Annotated in this window: 18 protein-coding genes and 1 pseudogene; 15 read left to right on the top strand and 4 right to left on the bottom strand. The window is 70.2% G+C overall.

Going from position 1 to position 19162, the window contains the following annotated elements; all coding sequences use genetic code 11:
- Window positions 1-177 precede the first annotated feature (177 nt).
- Window positions 178-1689 carry a 30S ribosomal protein S1 gene (gene rpsA, locus UWG_RS0110170; protein ID WP_016907100.1) on the top strand — a complete coding sequence of 504 codons (1512 nt, stop codon included), beginning with the start codon at window positions 178-180 and terminating at the stop codon, window positions 1687-1689.
- 124 nt (window positions 1690-1813) lie between these two features.
- On the opposite strand, the gene UWG_RS0110175 is transcribed toward rpsA, so the two are convergent.
- A complete protein-coding gene (locus tag UWG_RS0110175) occupies window positions 1814-2782 on the bottom strand; it encodes a right-handed parallel beta-helix repeat-containing protein (protein WP_016907101.1) in 969 nt (322 codons plus the stop codon).
- Window positions 2783-3058: 276 nt separating this feature from the next.
- Between UWG_RS0110175 and UWG_RS0110180 the strand changes: the two genes are divergently transcribed.
- From UWG_RS0110180 to lpdA, 5 genes are all read left to right on the top strand, one after another.
- A complete protein-coding gene (locus UWG_RS0110180; RefSeq protein ID WP_016907102.1) occupies window positions 3059-4006 on the top strand; it encodes a PAC2 family protein in 948 nt (315 codons plus the stop codon).
- 74 nt (window positions 4007-4080) lie between these two features.
- Complete coding sequence (gene coaE, locus UWG_RS0110185; RefSeq protein WP_016907103.1) at window positions 4081-4671, top strand: dephospho-CoA kinase; 591 nt, start codon at window positions 4081-4083, stop codon at window positions 4669-4671.
- Window positions 4672-4804: 133 nt separating this feature from the next.
- On the top strand, window positions 4805-5206 hold the full coding sequence (locus UWG_RS0110190) for a tetratricopeptide repeat protein (protein WP_016907104.1): 402 nt from the start codon (window positions 4805-4807) through the stop codon (window positions 5204-5206).
- Window positions 5207-5284: 78 nt separating this feature from the next.
- Entirely contained in the window at window positions 5285-5644 is a 360-nt protein-coding gene (locus UWG_RS0110195) for a hypothetical protein (RefSeq protein WP_016907105.1), read from the top strand.
- 95 nt (window positions 5645-5739) lie between these two features.
- Window positions 5740-7137 (top strand): dihydrolipoyl dehydrogenase, encoded by a 1398-nt coding sequence (gene lpdA, locus UWG_RS0110200; protein WP_029391332.1) that lies wholly within the window; start codon window positions 5740-5742, stop codon window positions 7135-7137.
- Window positions 7138-7224: 87 nt separating this feature from the next.
- On the opposite strand, the gene UWG_RS0110205 is transcribed toward lpdA, so the two are convergent.
- Window positions 7225-8418 carry a pyridoxal phosphate-dependent aminotransferase gene (locus UWG_RS0110205; RefSeq protein ID WP_337459925.1) on the bottom strand — a complete coding sequence of 398 codons (1194 nt, stop codon included), beginning with the start codon at window positions 8416-8418 and terminating at the stop codon, window positions 7225-7227.
- A gap of 145 nt (window positions 8419-8563) precedes the next feature.
- Here UWG_RS0110205 and UWG_RS0110210 point away from each other — a divergent pair, with 145 nt between their 5' ends.
- From UWG_RS0110210 to UWG_RS0110240, 7 genes are all read left to right on the top strand, one after another.
- Entirely contained in the window at window positions 8564-9205 is a 642-nt protein-coding gene (locus tag UWG_RS0110210) for a GntR family transcriptional regulator (RefSeq protein WP_016907108.1), read from the top strand.
- Window positions 9206-9405: 200 nt separating this feature from the next.
- Entirely contained in the window at window positions 9406-10170 is a 765-nt protein-coding gene (locus tag UWG_RS0110215; protein WP_016907109.1) for a LamB/YcsF family protein, read from the top strand.
- 38 nt (window positions 10171-10208) lie between these two features.
- Window positions 10209-11456: an NRAMP family divalent metal transporter gene (locus tag UWG_RS0110220; protein WP_029391333.1), complete on the top strand. Its 1248-nt coding sequence runs from the start codon at window positions 10209-10211 to the stop codon at window positions 11454-11456.
- A 32-nt stretch (window positions 11457-11488) separates the two neighbouring features.
- The gene (locus UWG_RS0110225; RefSeq protein WP_016907111.1) at window positions 11489-12277 is read left to right on the top strand and encodes a putative hydro-lyase; all 789 of its coding nucleotides are present in this window, start codon (window positions 11489-11491) and stop codon (window positions 12275-12277) included.
- Between the two features lie 8 nt (window positions 12278-12285).
- Complete coding sequence (locus UWG_RS0110230) at window positions 12286-13002, top strand: 5-oxoprolinase subunit B family protein (protein WP_016907112.1); 717 nt, start codon at window positions 12286-12288, stop codon at window positions 13000-13002.
- Window positions 12995-14014, top strand: coding sequence for a 5-oxoprolinase subunit C family protein (locus tag UWG_RS0110235; RefSeq protein ID WP_016907113.1), 1020 nt, complete (start codon window positions 12995-12997; stop codon window positions 14012-14014). Before UWG_RS0110230 ends, UWG_RS0110235 begins: the two co-directional genes overlap by 8 nt.
- 7 nt (window positions 14015-14021) lie before the next feature.
- Window positions 14022-14459: a RidA family protein gene (locus UWG_RS0110240; protein ID WP_016907114.1), complete on the top strand. Its 438-nt coding sequence runs from the start codon at window positions 14022-14024 to the stop codon at window positions 14457-14459.
- A gap of 57 nt (window positions 14460-14516) precedes the next feature.
- Here UWG_RS0110240 and UWG_RS0110245 read toward each other — a convergent pair whose 3' ends face one another.
- Complete coding sequence (locus tag UWG_RS0110245; protein WP_016907115.1) at window positions 14517-16256, bottom strand: MFS transporter; 1740 nt, start codon at window positions 16254-16256, stop codon at window positions 14517-14519.
- 105 nt (window positions 16257-16361) lie between these two features.
- Window positions 16362-16961 (bottom strand): TetR/AcrR family transcriptional regulator, encoded by a 600-nt coding sequence (locus UWG_RS0110250; protein ID WP_016907116.1) that lies wholly within the window; start codon window positions 16959-16961, stop codon window positions 16362-16364.
- A gap of 320 nt (window positions 16962-17281) precedes the next feature.
- Here UWG_RS0110250 and UWG_RS0110255 point away from each other — a divergent pair, with 320 nt between their 5' ends.
- Entirely contained in the window at window positions 17282-18142 is an 861-nt protein-coding gene (locus UWG_RS0110255; protein WP_016907117.1) for a glycoside hydrolase family 16 protein, read from the top strand.
- A gap of 421 nt (window positions 18143-18563) precedes the next feature.
- Window positions 18564-19162, top strand: a pseudogene (locus UWG_RS0110260) (ATP-dependent helicase); the annotation flags it as partial.

Genomic DNA, 19162 nt, shown 5'->3' on the forward strand with positions numbered 1-19162 from the left:
CAAGTTGCGCTTCGGGCCTGCGCACCTCAGACGGAGCAGGTCGCGCTCGCATCAGTTGTATGTCCCCTCGGGTCTTAAGCCCTCAAGGCTGTCCGGCAGGCTGCATTCGATGCGATCAAGGGCTCTCGGCGTAGCAGTACCTACGACTCAATGTCCGTACCGGAGACCCTTTCCCACATGACGAGCAGCACCGAGACCTCCGCCACCACTCCTCAGGTTGCGGTCAACGACATCGGTTCCGAGGAAGCCTTCCTCGCCGCGATCGACGAGACGATCAAGTACTTCAACGACGGCGACATCGTCGACGGCGTCATCGTGAAGGTCGACCGGGACGAGGTCCTGCTCGACATCGGTTACAAGACCGAAGGTGTCATCCCTTCCCGTGAGCTGTCGATCAAGCACGACGTCGACCCCAACGAGGTCGTCGCCGTCGGCGACGAGATCGAGGCCCTGGTTCTCCAGAAGGAGGACAAGGAGGGCCGCCTGATCCTCTCGAAGAAGCGTGCGCAGTACGAGCGCGCCTGGGGCACCATCGAGAAGATCAAGGAAGAGGACGGGATCGTCACCGGTACCGTCATCGAGGTCGTCAAGGGCGGTCTCATCCTCGACATCGGCCTGCGCGGCTTCCTGCCCGCCTCGCTCGTCGAGATGCGCCGCGTCCGCGACCTGCAGCCGTACGTCGGCCGCGAGCTCGAGGCGAAGATCATCGAGCTCGACAAGAACCGCAACAACGTCGTGCTCTCGCGCCGCGCCTGGCTGGAGCAGACCCAGAGCGAGGTCCGCCAGACCTTCCTCACCACCCTCCAGAAGGGCCAGGTGCGCTCCGGCGTCGTCTCCTCCATCGTCAACTTCGGTGCGTTCGTGGACCTCGGCGGCGTCGACGGACTCGTCCACGTCTCCGAGCTCTCCTGGAAGCACATCGACCACCCCTCCGAGGTCGTCGAGGTCGGCCAGGAGGTCACGGTCGAGGTGCTCGACGTCGACATGGACCGCGAGCGCGTATCCCTGTCGCTCAAGGCGACCCAGGAAGACCCGTGGCAGCAGTTCGCGCGGACCCACCAGATCGGCCAGGTCGTGCCCGGCAAGGTCACGAAGCTGGTGCCGTTCGGTGCGTTCGTCCGGGTCGACGAGGGCATCGAGGGGCTGGTCCACATCTCCGAGCTCGCCGAGCGGCACGTGGAGATTCCGGAGCAGGTCGTCCAGGTCAACGACGAGATCTTCGTCAAGGTCATCGACATCGACCTGGAGCGCCGCCGCATCAGCCTCTCGCTGAAGCAGGCCAACGAGTCCTTCGGCGGCGACCCGACCGCGGTCGAGTTCGACCCGACCCTCTACGGCATGGCCGCCTCCTACGACGACCAGGGCAACTACATCTACCCCGAGGGCTTCGACCCGGAGGCCAACGACTGGCTCCCCGGCTACGAGAAGCAGCGCGAGGAGTGGGAGCGGCAGTACGCCGAGGCCCAGTCGCGGTTCGAGGCGCACCAGGCGCAGGTCATCAAGTCCCGCGAGGCCGACGAGCAGGCCGCGGCCGAGGGTGCCGCCGGTGGCGGCGCCGCCGCCTCGCAGGCCGGCGGCCAGTCCAGCGGCGGCTCGTACTCCTCCGAGTCGGAGGAGGACAGCGGCGCCCTCGCTTCGGACGAAGCCCTGGCGGCGCTCCGCGAGAAGCTCGCGGGCGGCCAGAGCTGAGCCCAGCGGAGTCCGGGCCGTCGGCGGCCTGAACCGAGCGAGCTGAGAGGCCCGCTCCCCGAGAGGGGGGGCGGGCCTCTCAGCGTCTCCGCGCGAGGCGAACTCCCGCGCGGCGACAGCGCTTTCAGCCCACGGGGACGCCCGGGTTGGTGAGCCCGTTGCCGCCCACGACGGTGTTGGAGTCGGCGACGGTCGCCGGGCAGCTCTGCGCGTCGTAGTCGGTCACGTTGATCGCGTACCGGCCGGGACCGACCGCTCCGGTGAGGTCGGAGTGGTTGTCGCGGAAGACGGTGCCGCAGCCCCAACCCGGCTGCTGCTGGTGCACCTGGTAGCCGTCGTTGGTGGTGCGGGCCCCCGTGTTCCCCTCCACGAGGACGTCGTTGCCCTTGATGTCGACCCACGAGTCGTCGTAGTTGGCGCCGGTGAGCCCGTCACCGTCGAAGGTGTTGCCGACGATGCGCGTCCCGGTCGTCCCCTCCTTGACGTCGATGTTCTCGCCGCCGATGCCGGGCCCCAGGGTGTTGCCCTCGATGACGACGTCGTCGCTCCGGTCGTCGGTGCTGCCGGCGCTGCCGATGTAGACGCCCTCGCCCATGCCGCGGCCGTCGTGCCCCGTGTCCCGGACGGTCGAGTTCCTGATCGAGCCGTCGGAGCTGGAGTTGCGCCAGTGGACACCCTCCATGTCGAGGTCCTCCACGGTGACACCGTCGAGGTGCACGTCGTCGGACCGGTCGAGGACGATGCCCTTCTGGCCGCCGGAGACGGTGAAGCCCGTGAGCCGCCAGTGCGGGGCGCCGTCGAGATGGAGACCGTAGCCGCCGCTGGCGGTGAGGCGCGCGTCGGCGGAGCCGGTGAGGGTGACGGGCGCGTCCGCCTCGCCTGGCGATGTCGTGGAGAAGGTGCCCCGGTAGGTGCCGTCGGCGAGATCGATGGTGTCGCCGGGCCGTGCCGAGGCGAGCGCGTCCTGCAACTCGTCCGCGTCCGTGACCGGGATGACGGACGCGTGCGCGGAGGCGCCCGCCGGTGCGGCGAGGAGGCAGGCGCAGAGGAGGGCGGCCGCCGGGGCTGCGGCTGCGGTGACAGGGCTTGGCACTGCGGACCTCCGGGCGGTGGGGAGCCTGCGGGCGGTCGTACTCGTGCGAGGCGCCGGTTGTGACGGGTGCCACACGGCGGCGGTCTCGGGGACGGTACGTGCCCGTCCCAACACCGCGAAGGGAATTTAGAGTTGCGCCCGGGACGCGTCAAGAGCGCTCCAAGCCGGCGGCGCGTGTCGGCGTGCCGGGCGCCCCCCGCGGGAATTCCGCAGACGACCGACGTGTTGACTCTGTGTATGCCTAAGGAGCGTGAGCCAGTGGATGATCCGCAGCGTATGTACGCATGGGAGCAGAGCGGTCTGCGCGCGGTCGACGAGATCATCGACGAGCCGGAGAACGCCGGACTCGTGATGCTCTATCACTTCGAGGGGTTCATGGACGCGGGGGACACCGGCGAGCAACTGGTGGAGAGCGTTCTGGAGAGCCAGCCGCACACCACCGTCGCACGGTTCGACGTCGACCGGCTGATCGACTACCGCGCCCGCCGCCCGGCGATGACCTTCCGCCGGGACGAGTGGGTCTCCTACGACACCCCCAGCCTCGAACTCCGCCTCGTGCGCGACGCCACCGACACCCCCTTCCTGCTCCTCTCGGGCCCCGAGCCGGACACCGAGTGGGAACGGTTCACGGCAGCCGTCCGCGAGATCGTCGACCGGGTGCACGCACGCCTGGCGGTGAGCTTCCAGGGCATTCCGATGGGCGTCCCGCACACCCGTCCCGTGGGCCTCACCCCGCACGGGAACCGCTCGGAGCTCGTGCCGGTGCAGGGCACCTTCTTCAACGAGGCGGAGGTCCCCGGCAGCGCCGCGGCCCTGACGGAACTGCGCCTCGCGGAGTCGGGCCACGACGTCCTCGGTGTCGTGGCGCACGTCCCGCACTACATCGCACGGTCGACCTACCCGGACGCGGCGCTCGTCGTCCTGGAGGCGATCACCTCGGCGACGGGACTCGTCCTCCCCGAGGTGGCGCACAACCTGCGTACCGAGGCGTTGCGGACGCAGAACGAGATCGAGCGCCAACTCGCCGAAGGCGACGAGGAGCTCACCTCGGTCGTCCGCGGCCTGGAGCAGCAGTACGACGCGCTCGCGGGCGCGGAGAGCCGCGGCAGCCTCGTCGCCGAGCCGACGGAGCTTCCCTCCGCCGACGAGCTCGGGGAGGAGTTCGAGCGTTTCCTCGCCGAGCGTGAGGGAGGCTCGGGGCCGGGGGAGCCGGGCCACTCCTGAACCGACGTGTCGGGGCCGCTCCCGGTACGGGGAGCGGGGCCCGACGGTCCTTCGGCCACCGATACCGTGTGCGCATGGTGAAGGTGGGACTGACAGGCGGTATCGGCGCGGGCAAGAGCGAGGTCTCCCGGCTGCTCGCCGACCTGGGGGCCGTAGTGATCGACGCGGACCGGACAGCACGGGAGGTCGTCGAGCCGGGGACGCCCGGACTCGCAGCCGTCGTCGCGGAGTTCGGCGAGGAGATGCTGACGCCGCAGGGAAAGCTCGACCGGCCGAAGCTCGGGGCGCTCGTCTTCTCCGACCCCGAGCGCCTCGCCGCGCTCAACGCGATCGTCCACCCGCTCGTCGCCGCCCGCTCCGCCGAGCTGGAGGCGGCGGCGGGCTCGTACGACGTCGTCGTCCACGACGTCCCGCTGCTCGTGGAGAACGGTCTGGCGCCCCGCTACGACTCCGTGATCGTCGTCGACGCCCCCGAGGAGACGAGGATGGATCGCCTGGTGCGGCTGCGGGGCATGGCGCCGGAGGAGGCACGGGCGCGCGTCGCGGCGCAGGCCACGCGCGAGGAGCGGTTGGCCGTCGCGGATTTCGTCGTGGAGAACGACGGTGCGCTCGCCGATCTGGAGTCCCGTGTACGCGCTGTCTGGCGGCAGCTCCGCACCGTGTGAGGTCTTCGGTCGTCCGTACGCCGATGGGCGGGGAGGTAGCCGTCGGGCGCTGCGGGGAAGGATCGACCGGAACGGGAATGGTGCGGCGGCCGGTGTTGTTGAGTCGAACGCCGCAGTAGGGAAGGAGGCGGCCGTGCCGGGATCATCGAGCCCCGAGACCAACGTCATCCAGTTCCGGGCCGCGGAGCAGCTCGTCGAGGCGCACGACCCGCGGGGCGCCATCACCCTCCTCGACTCCGTCCTGGAGGAGCATCCGGACCACGCAGGGGCGCGGCTGCTCCGCGCTCGCGCCTACTTCCTCCAGGCGCGTCTGACCTCGGCGGAGGCCGAGTTCGGGTGGGTGCTGGAGCGGGAGCCGGACAACGCCTTTGCGCACTTCGCCATGGGGCGCACGCTGAAGCGCGCCGACCGGTCGGAGGAGGCGAAGAAGCACTTCAAGATCGCAGCGGCGCTCAACCCGAGACCGGACTTCGTCGAGGCCGCCGGCTTCGACACCTTCGAGCCGCCGCCGCCCGGCACCCCGCTGGGCAACTGAGAGAACTCCCCTCTTCCGGAGGGGAGTTCGCATGTGTGTGCCGTGGCGCCGCCGCCCGGCCGCCGCTACCGTTGCCCCATGGACGTCTCCACCGCCCTCACCCTCGTCTCCGCCGCCGCCGGCGGCGCCGCGACGGCCGCGGGCCAGAGCGCCTGGTCCGCGCTGACGAGCCTCACCCGCCGCTTCACCGGCCGCGGCGAGGAGGAGTTCCCCGCTCCTTCGGCCGGCGGCGAGGTGCGTGACTTCCAGGCACGCCTCTCCCAACTCGCCGAGGAGAACGCGGAGTTCCGCAGCGCGCTGCTGAGCTGGGCGGAGGAGCACGGGCCGCGCCTGGAAGCGGACGCGGGAGCGGTGCACAACTCCGTCGGCGAGGGCGCGACCGTCAACGGTCCCGTCGTACAGGCGCGGGACATCAGCGGCGGCCTCCACTTCGGCTGAGAACTCGAACTCCCTTGCGCCGCATGTGAGTCCGGCGTACGGCGACGAGCGCGGCGTCCCGTGAGAGCAGTCCCGGCAGGGCCTAAGCTGGCCGCATGAGTGGACACTTCGACGTGGTGGTGCTGGGCGCAGGGCCCGGCGGGTACGTAGCAGCCGTCCGCGCCTCGCAGTTGGGGCTGCGGGTGGCGGTGATCGAGGAGAAGTACTGGGGCGGTGTCTGCCTCAACGTCGGCTGCATCCCCTCCAAGGCGCTGCTGCGCAACGCGGAGATCGCGCAGATCGTCGGCGCCGAGGCGGACACCTTCGGCATCCGGGTGGAGGGAAGAGTCGGCTTCGACTACGGCGTCGCCTACGACCGCAGTCGCAGCGTCGCCGAGGGGCGCGTCAAGGGCGTGCACTACCTGATGAAGAAGAACAACATCACGGAGTACAACGGCCGCGGCACCTTCACCGACCAGCGCACCCTGCGCGTCACGGGAGAGGGCGTCGACGAGACCGTCACCTTCGACCACTGCATCATCGCCTCGGGCGCCACCACCAAGCTCCTCCCGGGCACCAGGCTCGGCGACCGCGTCGTCACCTACGAGGAGCAGATCCTCACCCGCGACCTTCCCGGGTCCATCGTCGTCGCCGGGGCGGGTGCGATCGGCGTGGAGTTCGCCTACGTGCTCCGCAGCTACGGCGTCGACGTCACGATCGTGGAGTTCCTCGACCGCCTCGTGCCCACCGAGGACGCCGAGGTCTCCAAGGAATTGACGCGGCAGTACAAGAAGCTCGGCATCAAGCTGATGACGTCGACGAAGGTCGAGTCGATCGACGACACGGGCCCGAAGGTCCGCGTCACCGTCAGCAAGGACGGCGAGCAGCAGGTGCTGGAGACCGACAAGGTCCTCCAGGCGATCGGCTTCCACCCCCGCACCGAGGGCTTCGGCCTGGAGAACACCGGCGTGGCGCTCACGGAGCGCGGTGCCATCGACATCGACGGACGCGGACGCACCAACGTGCCGCACATCTTCGCGATCGGCGACGTCACGGCGAAGCTGATGCTCGCGCACACCGCCGAGTCGATGGGCGTCGTCGCGGCGGAGACGATCGCCGGCGCAGAGACGATGGAGCTCGACTACACGATGATCCCGCGGGCCACCTACTGCCGCCCGCAGATCGCGAGCTTCGGCCACACCGAGCAGCAGGCACGCGACCTCGGCTACGACGTGCAGGTCGCGAAGTTCCCCTTCATGGCCAACGGCAAGGCGCACGGCCTCGCCGAGCCCGCCGGGTTCGTCAAGCTGATCAGTGACGGCAAGTACGGGGAGCTGCTCGGCGGGCACCTCATCGGCCCCGAAGTCACCGAGCTGCTCCCGGAGTTGACGCTGGCGCAGCAGTGGGACCTCACGGTCCACGAGGTGGCACGGAACGTCCACGCGCACCCGACGCTCGGGGAGGCCGTCAAGGAGGCGGTCCACGGCCTCGCGGGACACATGATCAACATGTAGGGACGGCGCAGCCGAGCATTTCGGCACGGACCCCGGTCGGCCTGCGTCCCTCGCAGGCCGACCGGGGTCCGTGACGCCGCCGTGCCGTCAGAACCGGGCGACCACGTCCACGATGCGGTGCGCTGCGTCGACGGCTGCTCGGTGGTCCTGGGAGAAGTTCAGGCGGACCGACTCGGGGAAGTCTCCGAACTCCGGGCCGCGGGTGACGGTCACGGCCGCCTCCGTACGGAGCTGCCGTACGAGGTCGTCGATCCGACCTTTCGCGGCGGGCACGTCGAGGAACAGGTAGCTGCCGCCCTCGGTGCGCCGGGTGCTGAGGTGGGTGCTGGCGCTGAATACTTCGTGCAGGTCGTCCCTGATGCGGGCGTGTTCGGTGATCCGTTGCGCGAGCCAGCCGGGGGCTTCGGCGAGCCAGGGTTCCAGAGCTGCTTGCATGTATCCGGCTGCCCGCAGCGAGACGATGCCTTGCAACTGCTCCATGCGATCGACGATCTCGGGCGGAGCGACCGCGACGCCGACCCGGCAGCCGGAGACGGATTCGGTCTTGGACGGACCGATGAGGGTCAGGCAGCGCTCGCGGGCGTGTGCGCGCAGGTGCGTGAACGGTCGCTGGTCGAATATCTGCCGGGAGTAGAGCTGGTCCACGACGACGAAGGCGTCGAACTCGGCGGCGAGCCGTGCGACGGCCTCGATGTCGTCGGCTGTGTAGATCGCGCCCGTGGGGTTGTTCGGGTTGGAGAAGACGAGAAGCCGAGCCCCGTCCTGGAATGCCGTACGGAGCCTGTCGAGGTCCAGCCGTGCGGGTTCGTCGTCCGCTGTGCGGTACGCCAGATCGACGGGTATCGGGGTGGCCTCGAGGTACTCGACGATCTTGCGGTTGGCGAAGTAGTCGGGGGCGACGACGGCTACCTTGTCACCGCGTTCGACCAGCGCTGACAGCGCAAGGAACAGCCCGCCCTGCGTGCCTGGCGTGACGATGACTTCCCGGCTGGGATCGATCGGTGCGCCCGTGAAGTCACCGAGCCGCTGTGCGACGAGATCCCGTATGAACGTGTGGCCCCGGTAGGGGGAGTAGGCGTAGCGGCCTCCGTCGCGCAATGCCGTGGTGACGGCGTCGACGACTTCGGGCGGGGGCGGGAACGCACTGACGTCGCCGTGGGAGAAATCGACGTGGTGGAGGCCCTGGGCGACGTGACTCTGCTCCTGGCCAGGCGCGTGATCGGCGCTCATGCGCTGGAAACGGTGGGGGGCGGGCCAAGGGGCCACGGCCATGTCATCCATCCTCTCGACGGCTGTCGCCTGGTGCGCTGGAGCGGGACCCGCCCCAGCAGGGTCAGTGTGCTGTCAACGGAGAGCTAATGTCAACATTCGACATTGACGTCGATGGCATACTGCGGGCATGCGAACATCAGCTCCGATCGGGCCGGTGAACACCCGTGGAATCGCCGTCGAGGCCGCCCACATGATCCGTGAGGCGATCATGAACGGGACCTTCCAGCCGGGGGAGGAGCTCAGGGAAGGCGCCCTGGCGGAGTCGCTCACGGTGAGTCGCGGGTCCGTCCGCGAAGGGCTGTCGATCCTCGAACGTGAGGGCATCATCCGCACCGGTTGGCACCGGCCCGCCACGGTGATCCCGGTGTCGCGCGATCACGCTGAGAACCTCTACCGGTTGCGTGCCGGACTCGAGCGCATTGCCGCCCAGGGAGCGGCGGAACGCGCGCGGCCGGACTGCTTCGCTGCCGCGTTGGAGGGCCTGCGCTCCGCGGTGACCGACGGGACGACGCGCAGCGAGGTGGTGCGTGCCGACCTCGAGTTCCATGACGCGGTGTACGACGTGGCGGAGAACGGCCCCCTCGTCAGTGCCTGGCAGGCCATCCGTTCCCAGATCCGCCTGTATCAGCTCGTGCGCAGCGCCGAGCCCGAGCGCGGGTACGACTCGTCGCTCGTCGTCGAGCACTCGCGGTACGCCGAGATTCTGACCAGCGGCGATGCCGAGGCTGCCGGTCGGTACGCCGAGCAGCACGTGGAGTCCGCGCTGGAAGGGCTGCTGGGTCGACTGGGCGAGTAACGCGAGGTGCCCAGGGCGATGAAGTGGCGATCTCTAAATGTTGACATTCAACGTTGACGGGCTGAGGGTGGTGCTCATCAAGCCCCGCCGGGAGCGCTGCTCCGTGTGGGGACCCGGTCCACGGGTTCCTCGCCCGACCTTCGCGGATCCAGCCGGATCGCGTCGGGCGGCTCAGGGGTGACGACGTCCAAAGGAGGACCATGTCGAGGTCCATCGATCTCATTGCTGACCTCGGCGAGGGGTACGGCGCGTGGACGATGACCGAAGACGACGCGCTGACACGGATCGTCTCGTCAGCCAATGTCGCCTGCGGCTTCCACGCCGGGGACCCCTCGACTATCCGGGAATCCGTCGCTCTGTGCGTCGAGCGCGGTGTTGCCGTGGGCGCGCATCCGAGCTTTCCCGATCTTCGGGGGTTCGGCAGGCGCCGGATCGAATTGCCGCCCTCGGATATCGAGGCGGACGTTCTCTATCAGCTCGGTGCGCTCGAGGCCTTTCTCCGGCCGCACGGGCATCGCCTGCACCACGTGCTCCCGCACGGAAGCCTGGGCAACATGACGGTGGTCCGTGAGGACTACGCTCGCGCCGTCGCCCGTGCGGTACACGCCTTCGATCCGCGTCTCACCGTGGTCTACCAGGAAGGCTGGATGATCCGCGCGGCCGAGGAGGAAGGGTTGCCGGTCGCGCGCGTCGGCTTCCCCGACCGTGCGTACAACGAGGACGGCACTCTCGTCCGCCGGGCCCTCCCCGGTGCTCTCGTCGAGGACCCTCACGAGGTCGCAGAGCGCGCCGTTCGGATGGCCGTCGACGGGACCGTCACCACGGCATCGGGCACGACGCTCGGTCTGGCCTGCGACAGCCTCCTCGTCCACGGGGACGGTCCGAGCGCCGTGTCCACGGCGTCCACCGTTCGCCAACGTCTCGAATCCGCCGGCGTGGAAGTCGCCGCGTGGTCCGGCCGCTAGGCCGCCGTTCTCCACCTTCCCAGAAGGGATCACTGCTCATGAGTGATACCGAGCAGGACGTCGGATCGGCTCCGACGCAGGCGCCTCGGTCGAAATTCGGCGGCCGTGTGATGCCACTCGTCGGTGCCATCGCGCTGATGGCGACCAGTGCCATCGGGCCGGGCTTTCTCACCCAGACGGCGACTTTCACCCAGCAGTTGGGCGCCGCTTTCTCCTTCGGAATCCTGATCTCGGTTCTGCTGGATCTGGCCATTCAGATGAACGTGTGGCGCGTGGTCGGGGTTTCCGGTCTGCACGCTCAGGAATTGGCGCAGCGGGTGGTTCCGGGGCTGGGCGTCGTCCTCAGCATCCTCGTGTTCGTCTGCGGATTCATCGCCAACATGGGCAATGTCGCGGGCGCCGGGCTGGGGCTCAACGTGTTGTTCGGCCTCGACTCCCGGTGGGGCGCGGTCATCACCACCGTGCTCGCGCTCGTCATCTTCGTGAACCGGTACTTCATCAAGGTCATGGATTCCACGGTCATCCCGCTCGGGGTGATCATGATCGGGCTGACGCTGCTCGTCGCCGTCGTCAGCGCGCCACCGGTGAACGAAGCCGCCCTGCAGACCGTCGTGCCGGAGCAGATCGACATCCTCGCGATCACCACCATCGTCGGTGGCACCGTCGGCGGCTACATCACCTATGCCGGTGCCCACAAACTGCTGGCCAGCGGGGTCACCGGGCCTCGGCGGGCGCGCGAGATCGCGCGCACTTCGGCGGCGGGCGTCGTCGCCACCGGTGCGATGCGCTGGCTGCTGTTCCTCGCGGTGCTGGGCGTCGTCTCGACGGGGACCGTCCTCGACGTCACCGACAATCCGGCGGGCGACGCCTTCCAGGCGGCGGCCGGCGACATCGGATTCAAGATCTTCGGTGTGGTGCTGTGGGCCGCGGCGATGTCCTCGGTCATCGGTGCGTCCTTCACCTCGATCTCCTTCATCGCGACCTACTCGCGGCACGTCCGGGAACGCAAGGGGCTCGCGGTCGCAGCGTTCGTCGTGGCGTGCTGCGCAGCTCTGCTGCTCGCCGGGCAGACCCCCGCGACCGTGCTCGTGTTCTCCGGAGGCTTCAACGGCCTGGTGCTGCCCATCGGTTTCACCGTGACCATGTGGATCGCCTGGCGGCGGCGGGACCTCTTGCAGGGTTACCGCTACCCGCGGTGGCTCATCGTGGTGGGCGTGCTCGGCCTGGCCGTCTCGTGGGTGCTCGCGGTGCTCGCTTTCGAACCGGTCTTCGGGCTCCTGCAGTAGTAGCCACTCGCGCGGAAGGAAGGACGAATTCGATGGACAGCAAGACGCAGCGCTCCCTCACACCCGGAGAGGCACGGCAGAAGATCCGGGACGGGCACACCGACACCACGTCCGGTTGGTCCGACGGTTGGGCGCAGGCCAACCTGTTGGCCGTACCTCGTGAGCAGGCGTTCGATCTCATGCTCTTCTCGCAGCGCAACCCCAAGGCGTGTCCGCTGCTCGACGTGTTCGACCCTGGCGCCACACGGAGCAGCCGGTTCCAGGGCGACATCACCACGGACGTCCCCGCCTACCGCGTGTACGAGCACGGGGAACTGGTCGAGGAGAGGACCGATGTCGCCGACCTCTGGCGCGACGACCTCGTTGCCTTCCTCTTCGGCTGCTCCTTCAGCTTCGAGCGGGCGCTGACGGAGGCCGGCATCGAAATGCGGCACACGCTGTCGGGGAGCACCGTTCCGATGTACCGGACGACGCTCCCCTGCGAGTCAGCGGGCGTGTTCTCCTCGTCGATGGTGGTCTCCATGCGGGGAGTTCCGCCCCACCGTGTTCCGGACGCCGTGCGGATCTGCGCGAGGTATCCGGCCGTGCACGGGGCCCCGGTGCACATCGGAGACCCGAGCCTCATCGGCGTCACCGACCTGGAGAAGCCGGACTGGGGCGACTCACCGGTCATGCGGGACGGGGACGTGCCCGTTTTCTGGGCCTGCGGTGTGACACCGCAGGCCATGGTCATCGAATCCCGTCCGGAATTCGCCATCGCGCACGCGCCGGGCCGGATGGCCATCACTGATATCAACGAGTCCGAATTGATCACACCGTAGGGGGCGGCATGCACGGCGGGGTGGAGATCACCTCCCAAGGGGACGCTGCTGTCCGGGTGCGGTTCACCGAAGGCGATTCGGAGGAGCGATGGAACGGCGTACGGAGTCTGGTGGCCTCTCTGGAGGAGCTTCGGCTTCCTGCGATCAGCGGGGTAGCGGCCACCTACGACTCGGCGCTGGTCGAGTTCGACAGCCTGAGCATCGGGCTGGAAAACCTCGAATCGCTGCTGGAATTCGCAGTCACGCGAGAGGCCCGGACCGCGGTGACCGCTGACGGCGAGCCGCGGCGGTTCTCCGTCCCGGTCCGCTACGGAGGCGAACTGGGCCCCGATCTCGGTTTCGTGGCAAAGCACTTCGGGGAGAGCGAGGACGACCTCGTCGGACTGCACAGCGCGAACTGGTACCTCGTTCGCTGTTTCGGCGCGCCGGCGGCGTCGCCGATGATGGACGGGCTCCGTGACGGCGTATCCGTTCCGCGCCGCAGCGACCCACGAGTGCGGGTGCCCGAGGGCTCGGTCGCGGTGGCAGGCGTGCAATCGTTGATCTACTCCGTGAGCGCGCCCGCAGGATGGCAGTTGATCGGACGCACTCCCGCCCTGCTCGTCTCCACCCGCAACGACCCGGTGTGCGCGTACCGTCCCGGCGACTTCGTGAGCTACTTCCCGATCAACGACGGCGAGTGGGCGAAGTACGCAGGGCTGACCATGGAGGACTTCCGTGTCTAGAACGTCCGGCACGGCCACCGTCGTCGAGGGCACCTTCGCGGTCCTGCAGGACGCGGGCCGCCCGGCGGGAGCGTCCTGGGGCATCGCCGCCAACGGCGCGCTCGACCAGTTCGCCTACCACTACGGCAACGCCCTCGTCGGCAACCCGATGGGTCCGCCGTCGCTCGAGGCCACGATGACCGATCTGGTCGTCCGCTTCGACGAGGACTCCCTCGTGGCCGTTACCGGCGCGCACGCCGAGGTGACGGTCGGCGGCCTCTCCGCACGGACGAACCAGGCCGTCGTCGTGCCCGCAGGATGGGAACTCGCCGTACGGGACATCCGCGACGGCATGCGCAGCTACGTCAGCGTCTTCGGCGGATTCCACGGCGCGGACGCCTTCCTCGGCAGTGTCTCCCCTGACCGGACCCTCGGGTTCGGCCTCGACCTCGTCCCCGGGACGACCCTCTCCTGCGGCGACGGGGACCGCCTCGACCTCTCCGGCCGGCAGTACGCCTTTCCCGAGTGCGTCCCGCCGCGCAACCCGCTGCTCGCCGAAGGAGAGCTCGGCGTTCTACCGGGGGAGAGCCGTGACCTCTTCGAGAACCGGGCAGGCGAGTTGTTCGAGGGCGACTACGTCATGACCGACAAGACCGACGCGGTGGGAGCGCGCCTCGAAGGACGCGTACCCCGCCGCCTCGACACGGGAGAGATCCTCTCGCGTGCACTGCCGATCGGGTCGATCGAGGTCTCCGGCGGCAAGGAACTACTCGTCCTCAACCGAGGGCGGGGGCTGTCGGCCGGATACCCGGTGGTGGGGGTCATCTGCACGTCGTCGATGAACGCGCTCTCCCAGACCCGGCCGGGCGCCCCGGTGCGGTTCGTCCCGCTGACGATCGCCGACGCCCGCCGGCTGCGCGCCCGGGAGGCAGAGGCCGTCCAGTCGGTACGCGCACGTATGACCACGGTCATTGCTTCGCTGCGCGCCGCCACGTCGGAAGAGCGGCGGCCCCGCGGAGCGAACGCGAGGTGAAGTGACGATGGCACACCCCGAGTTGGAGGGGCTGCGGATTCCGTCCCCGCAGGGGCACTACCGGCCGGTCAGGCGCTGCGGGACGATCGTCGCGACCGCGGGGATGACTCCGCGTGCACAGGGCGAGATGCGGTCCCCAGGTGTCGTCGGCGCCGACGTCGCGCTGGACGACGCACGGGAGGCGGCCCGGATCGCGGTGCGCAACGCACTGCTGGCGCTCACGCTGGAGGACGAAACGCTCGCTCGCGTGCGGCTGCTCCGGATGACCGTGTACGTCGCCGCCGTCGCCGGGTTCCGCGACCACTCGCGCGTCGCCGACGCGGCGTCCGACGTGTTGGCGCGCGTGCTCGCCGAACGCGGGGCGTGCGCCCGCTCGGCGATCGGCGTGGCCTCGCTGCCGAGCGGGGCATGCGTCGAGATCGAACTCACGGCCGCACTGGAGTGACGCCGGCCGCGCGCACAGGGCCGACGGACGGCGGGGGCCGCGACCCCCCGCCCTCCGTCAGCGCCCGGACCCCGCGGGCTCCGGCACGCGCTCGGCGTCGTCCCCCGACGCCTCGGGCGCGGGGGAGTCCGGCTCGGCGGCGGGCCCGGTGTACCGGCCGATCTTCGCCTTGCCCGGCATCCCGACGGCCGTGATCAGTGCGGCGAGGATGCTGATGCCCGCGGCGACGAGGAGCGCGGTGGTGAGTCCGTCCATCCACGCCTGCTGGGCCTCGGTGAGGAACCGCTCGGCCGCACGGGGCCCCGCCGTCTCCCGGAGCGCGGGGAAGACGCCGTGGAGCGCACCCGCGAGGCTGCTCTCCGCGACCTCCTTCAGCCTGTCCGGCAACCCGACGACGGCCCCCGCGATCCCGGCCGCGTAGCCGGAGCTGAGGAGCGAGCCGAGGACGCCGATGCCGATCGTTCCGCCGAGCTCGCGCGAGGTGTCGTTCATCGCGGAGCCCATGCCGGAGCGGTTCCGGGGGACGCTCGACATCAGCAGATCGGTGGCGGGCGGCATCATCAGGCCCATGCCGAGGGCTATGACGACCATGGGCAGCAGTACGGACCAGTAGCCGACGTGCGCGTCCCACTGGGTGCTGAGGAGGAACCCGACGCTCATGACGCCGAGGCCGGTCGTCATGGTCCAGCGAGGACCCCACCTGCGCACCAGCGTCGGCACCAGCGGCGCGAGGAGCATCATCGGGACCATCATCGGCAGCGTGAGCAGCGCCGACTTCAACTCCCCGTAGCCGAGTATCAGTTGGAAGAGCTGTGCGAGCGCGAACATCGAGCCGATCAGCGCGAAGAACGCGATGGTGCAGGCGACGGTGGAGATGCTGAAGACCGGGTTCCGGAAGAGCTTCAGGTCGAGCATCGGGTGCCTGACCCGGAGCTGCCACCGGACGAAGAGGCCGAGTCCGACGACGGCGACGCCGATGGCGGCGAGGATCCACTCGTCGGTCCAGCCCTCCGAGGGGCCCTCGATGATCGCGTAGACGAGGCCCAGGATGCCGATCGTCGAGAAGAGGCCGCCCCACCAGTCGATCGGAGTGCGCTTCTCGTCCCTCGACTCGGGCGCGAGGAGCTGGTTGGCGAGCAGGGAGGCGGCGCTGAGCACCGCGCTGACGAGGAAGACCGACCGCCAGTCGAACTGCTCCAGCAGCACGCCGCTGAAGACGCTGCCGAGTCCCGCGCCGCCGCCCGCGACACCGGTCCAGATCGCGATGGCCCGTGCCCGCTCGCCGCGCGGGAAGACGTTGTTGATCAGGGAGAGCGTCGTCGGCATCACCAGTGCGGCGCCGATGCCCATCAGGCCGCGCATCGCGATGAGTTCGGCACCCGAGTCGGCCACTCCCGCGGCGTAGACGTTGACGAGGGTGAAGACCGCCAGGCCGGCCTGCATCACGCCCTTGCGTCCGTAGCGGTCGCCCACCGCGCCGCACGTGAAGAGGAGCGCGGCGAAGACGAGTGAGTACAGGTCGAGGACCCAGGTCTGCTGGAGCGTGTTGAGTCCGAGGTCGGCGCTCATGCCGGGCAGCGCGAGCGTGAGGCTGCCGTTGGCGAGCATCACCGTGAGGAGGCTGACGCAGAGCGCCCCGAGGATCTTCCAACGCCGTGCGTAGACGCGGGGGTCGATGCCGTCGAGGTCGGGGGCGGTCTTCTCGTTCACCTTCTTCTCCGTGGCGTGGTGGGTGGTGCGGTCGCTGCCCGCGGCTCTGGCGGCGCGTTCGGTGGCGGGCGTGCGGGGGTCGGTCATCGTGCTCCTGGCGGTGGGCCGCCCTCGGGGCGGCGCGAGTCGGGGTGCGGGGTGTCCCGCGGGTGGTGCCCGGCGACCCGGCGGGTGGTGCCGGTGGGCGCCGGGCTAGGAGAGGAGGCCGCGGAGAGCCGAGACCGCCTCGTCGACGAGGGCGGCGAGGCGGCCCTCGGCGGGTTCCTCCTCGGCGAGCCACCTTTCGGTGGCGACCCGTAGCAGTGCGGTCGAGAGCGCCGCCGCCACCTGGGCGTCGACCGGGCTGCCCGTCCGCGCGCCGCGGTCCGCGACGGCTGCGACGAGCGATTCCTCGAAGGCGACGAACCGCCTGTGCATCGGTGCCGCCAGCTCCGGGTGGGCCGAGAGCAGCCGGTGGGTGTCGTGGATGTGGGTGCGCTGGTGTTCGGCGCCGCGTGCGTGTCCGACGAGGAGTCGCCGCAGTGCGTCCGACCAGGAGGGGTCGGGGTCGGCGGCGAACCGCTCCAACTCCTCCGTGCTCGGCGCCGGCGGCCCCGTCAGGAGCGCGTCCTCCTTCGCCGCGAAGTAGTTGAAGAAGGTTCGGCGGGAGACCCCGGCCGCCGTGGCGATCTCGTCGACCGTCACCGCGGAAGGGCCGCGTTCCAGGGCGAGTTCGAGCGCGGTGCGGGAGATCAGTCCGTGGGTCTGCTGACGGCGTGCGGCGCGCAGGTCGCTCCGCTCGTTCTCCGTCACAGCCTCGTCCGTTCTCGTCCAGGGGTTCCGTGCACCCGATGCACGCTCTGCACCGAGTGCAACGGTAACAGGGTCATGTGTGCGAAAACCGGGCGCGTGAGGTGGGCTCCGTCACGTCGCGGTGCGCTTCCGCCGCGGGTTTGAAGTGCCAGTTCCCGTGCGGGTGTTGACATGTATGCGACGTCGCTCTGTGATGGTTGCGCGGACGGCGGCTGTCGAGCAGGCCGGTTCCCGGTCCGCGGCAAGGCCCGTGTCCTGGGTGCGTGGCCGTCCTCGGGGCCGCCTCGGCGGCCCTTCCCCCACAGGAAGGCACCCGCTCCATGCGTAAGAAGCGCTCCCTCCTCGCAGGGCTCGCCGCGACGGCGGCCCTCGCCACCGTCCCCTGGCTCACCGCCCCCGCCGACGCCGGCGCAGCGCAGGACCGTACGGACGGCAAGGCCGCCGCCGTTGCCGAATTCGGCGACGAGTTCGACGGAGCGGCGGGCGACCCCGTCGACTCCTCCAAGTGGCGGCTGGACCCCGGCGACAACGAGAGCAACCACGAGCTCCAGTACTACACGGACGGCACGTCCAACGCCCAGCTCGACGGCGAGGGGCACCTCGTCGTCACGGCGAAGCGGGAGGCCAACGGCGAGCAGTGCTGGTACGGGCCGTGCGAGTACACCTCGGCCCGGATGAACACCGCGCAGACCTTCACCACGACGTACGGGCACGCCGAGATCAGCGCCAAGATCACCCGAGGCCAGGGGATGTGGCCGGCCTTCTGGATGCTGGGAACGGACATCGGCGACGTCGGCTGGCCCGCCTGCGGCGAGATCGACGTCATGGAGAACGTCGGCAACGAGCCCGACACCGTCCACGGCACCGTCCACGGGCCCGGCTACTCGGGAGGCGAGGGGGTCGGCGCCAGCTACCGGCTCCCCGACGGAGGCGACTTCGCCGACGACTTCCACACGTACGCGGTCGACTGGTCGCCGAACAAGATCACCTGGTCCGTCGACGGTGCGGAGTACCAGACGCTCACACCGGAGGACGTCGGCGGTGAGTGGGTCTTCGACCACGACTTCTACCTGATCCTCAACGTCGCCGTCGGGGGCGACTGGCCCGGCTCCCCTGACGAGGGCACCGAGTTCCCGCAGGAGATGGTCGTCGACCACGTGCGCGTCACCGGCGGAGAGTGATCCCAGGGCGCCCGGCACCGTGCCGGGCGCCTCTCCGGGGCGCCGGGTGCGGCACGCTTCCTCGTGCTGCTGCCCGGGTGCCTGGGCTGATCCACGAGCCGCCCGCTGTCGGCGGGCGGGGCCGGCGTCCGTGGACACCGGCCCGGCGGACAGAGGAAGTGCAGGACCGTTTCGCAGCGGCGGCCGAACTCCGCACTTCTCGGCGTCGATGCGCGGCAGGGCGGCGTGGCCGTCCGCACCGGCGCCGTCCGGTAGCTGCTCGCCGTGGTACCGGTCGGCCGCCTGCCGGCTCCGGGAGGGGGCTCCCGGTGTCCGGAGGTTCTGTCAGTGGTCGTTCGTAGACTCGCGTGCGGATGGGCATCGAGCGCGGTGCCCGTCCGCAGGCAGGCGTGTACGGCGAGCAACGGCGGGAGGTGGCGGTATGGGCGTGCCCGAGGGCGTCGCCGCGGAGCTGGTCCGGTGCGCCGTCGTCTTCCTGCCCGAAGAGGTGCCGCGGCAGGGGCGGTTGGCGTTCTGGCGGCCGGGGGGCGAGGAGGTTCCGCGCGGTGCGGGCGAGGTCGCCGAGATCGGCGTCGCGGTTGCGTACGGCAGCGGGGTGCGGGTGCGGGAGGTCCCCGCGGTGCTGCTGCCGGTCTCCGAGGCACTGCCCGTGCTGACGCGTGCGCGTGGCGCGCCCCGCGCGCATCCGGCCGCGGCCTGCTGGGGCGCCGCCGCGCTGCACGCCCTCCAACTCGCCGCACGCGGAAGGCTCGCCCCCGGCCTCACCCCTCGGGCTCTCGACGCCTGGCACGCCAGGCCGTTCCCCGGCGCCGAGGGCGAGCAACTGCGCCGCACGGCCGCCGCCATGCCCGCCGAGGGCCACGCGGTCCCCGAGCCCGGCAGCGTCCCGCCGCGCCTTCCCGCCCCGGAGGAGCTGCTCCGCGCCTTCCTCGACGCGGTAGCCGACACCCTCCCGCGCACTCCGGCGGCGCCGCTCGCCGCCGGGCTGCCGTTCGCGGCGGCCGAACCGCAGCGGCTGCC

It is taken from the genome of Streptomyces xiaopingdaonensis (genome assembly GCF_000262345.1).
Lineage (GTDB): Bacteria > Actinomycetota > Actinomycetes > Streptomycetales > Streptomycetaceae > Streptomyces > Streptomyces xiaopingdaonensis.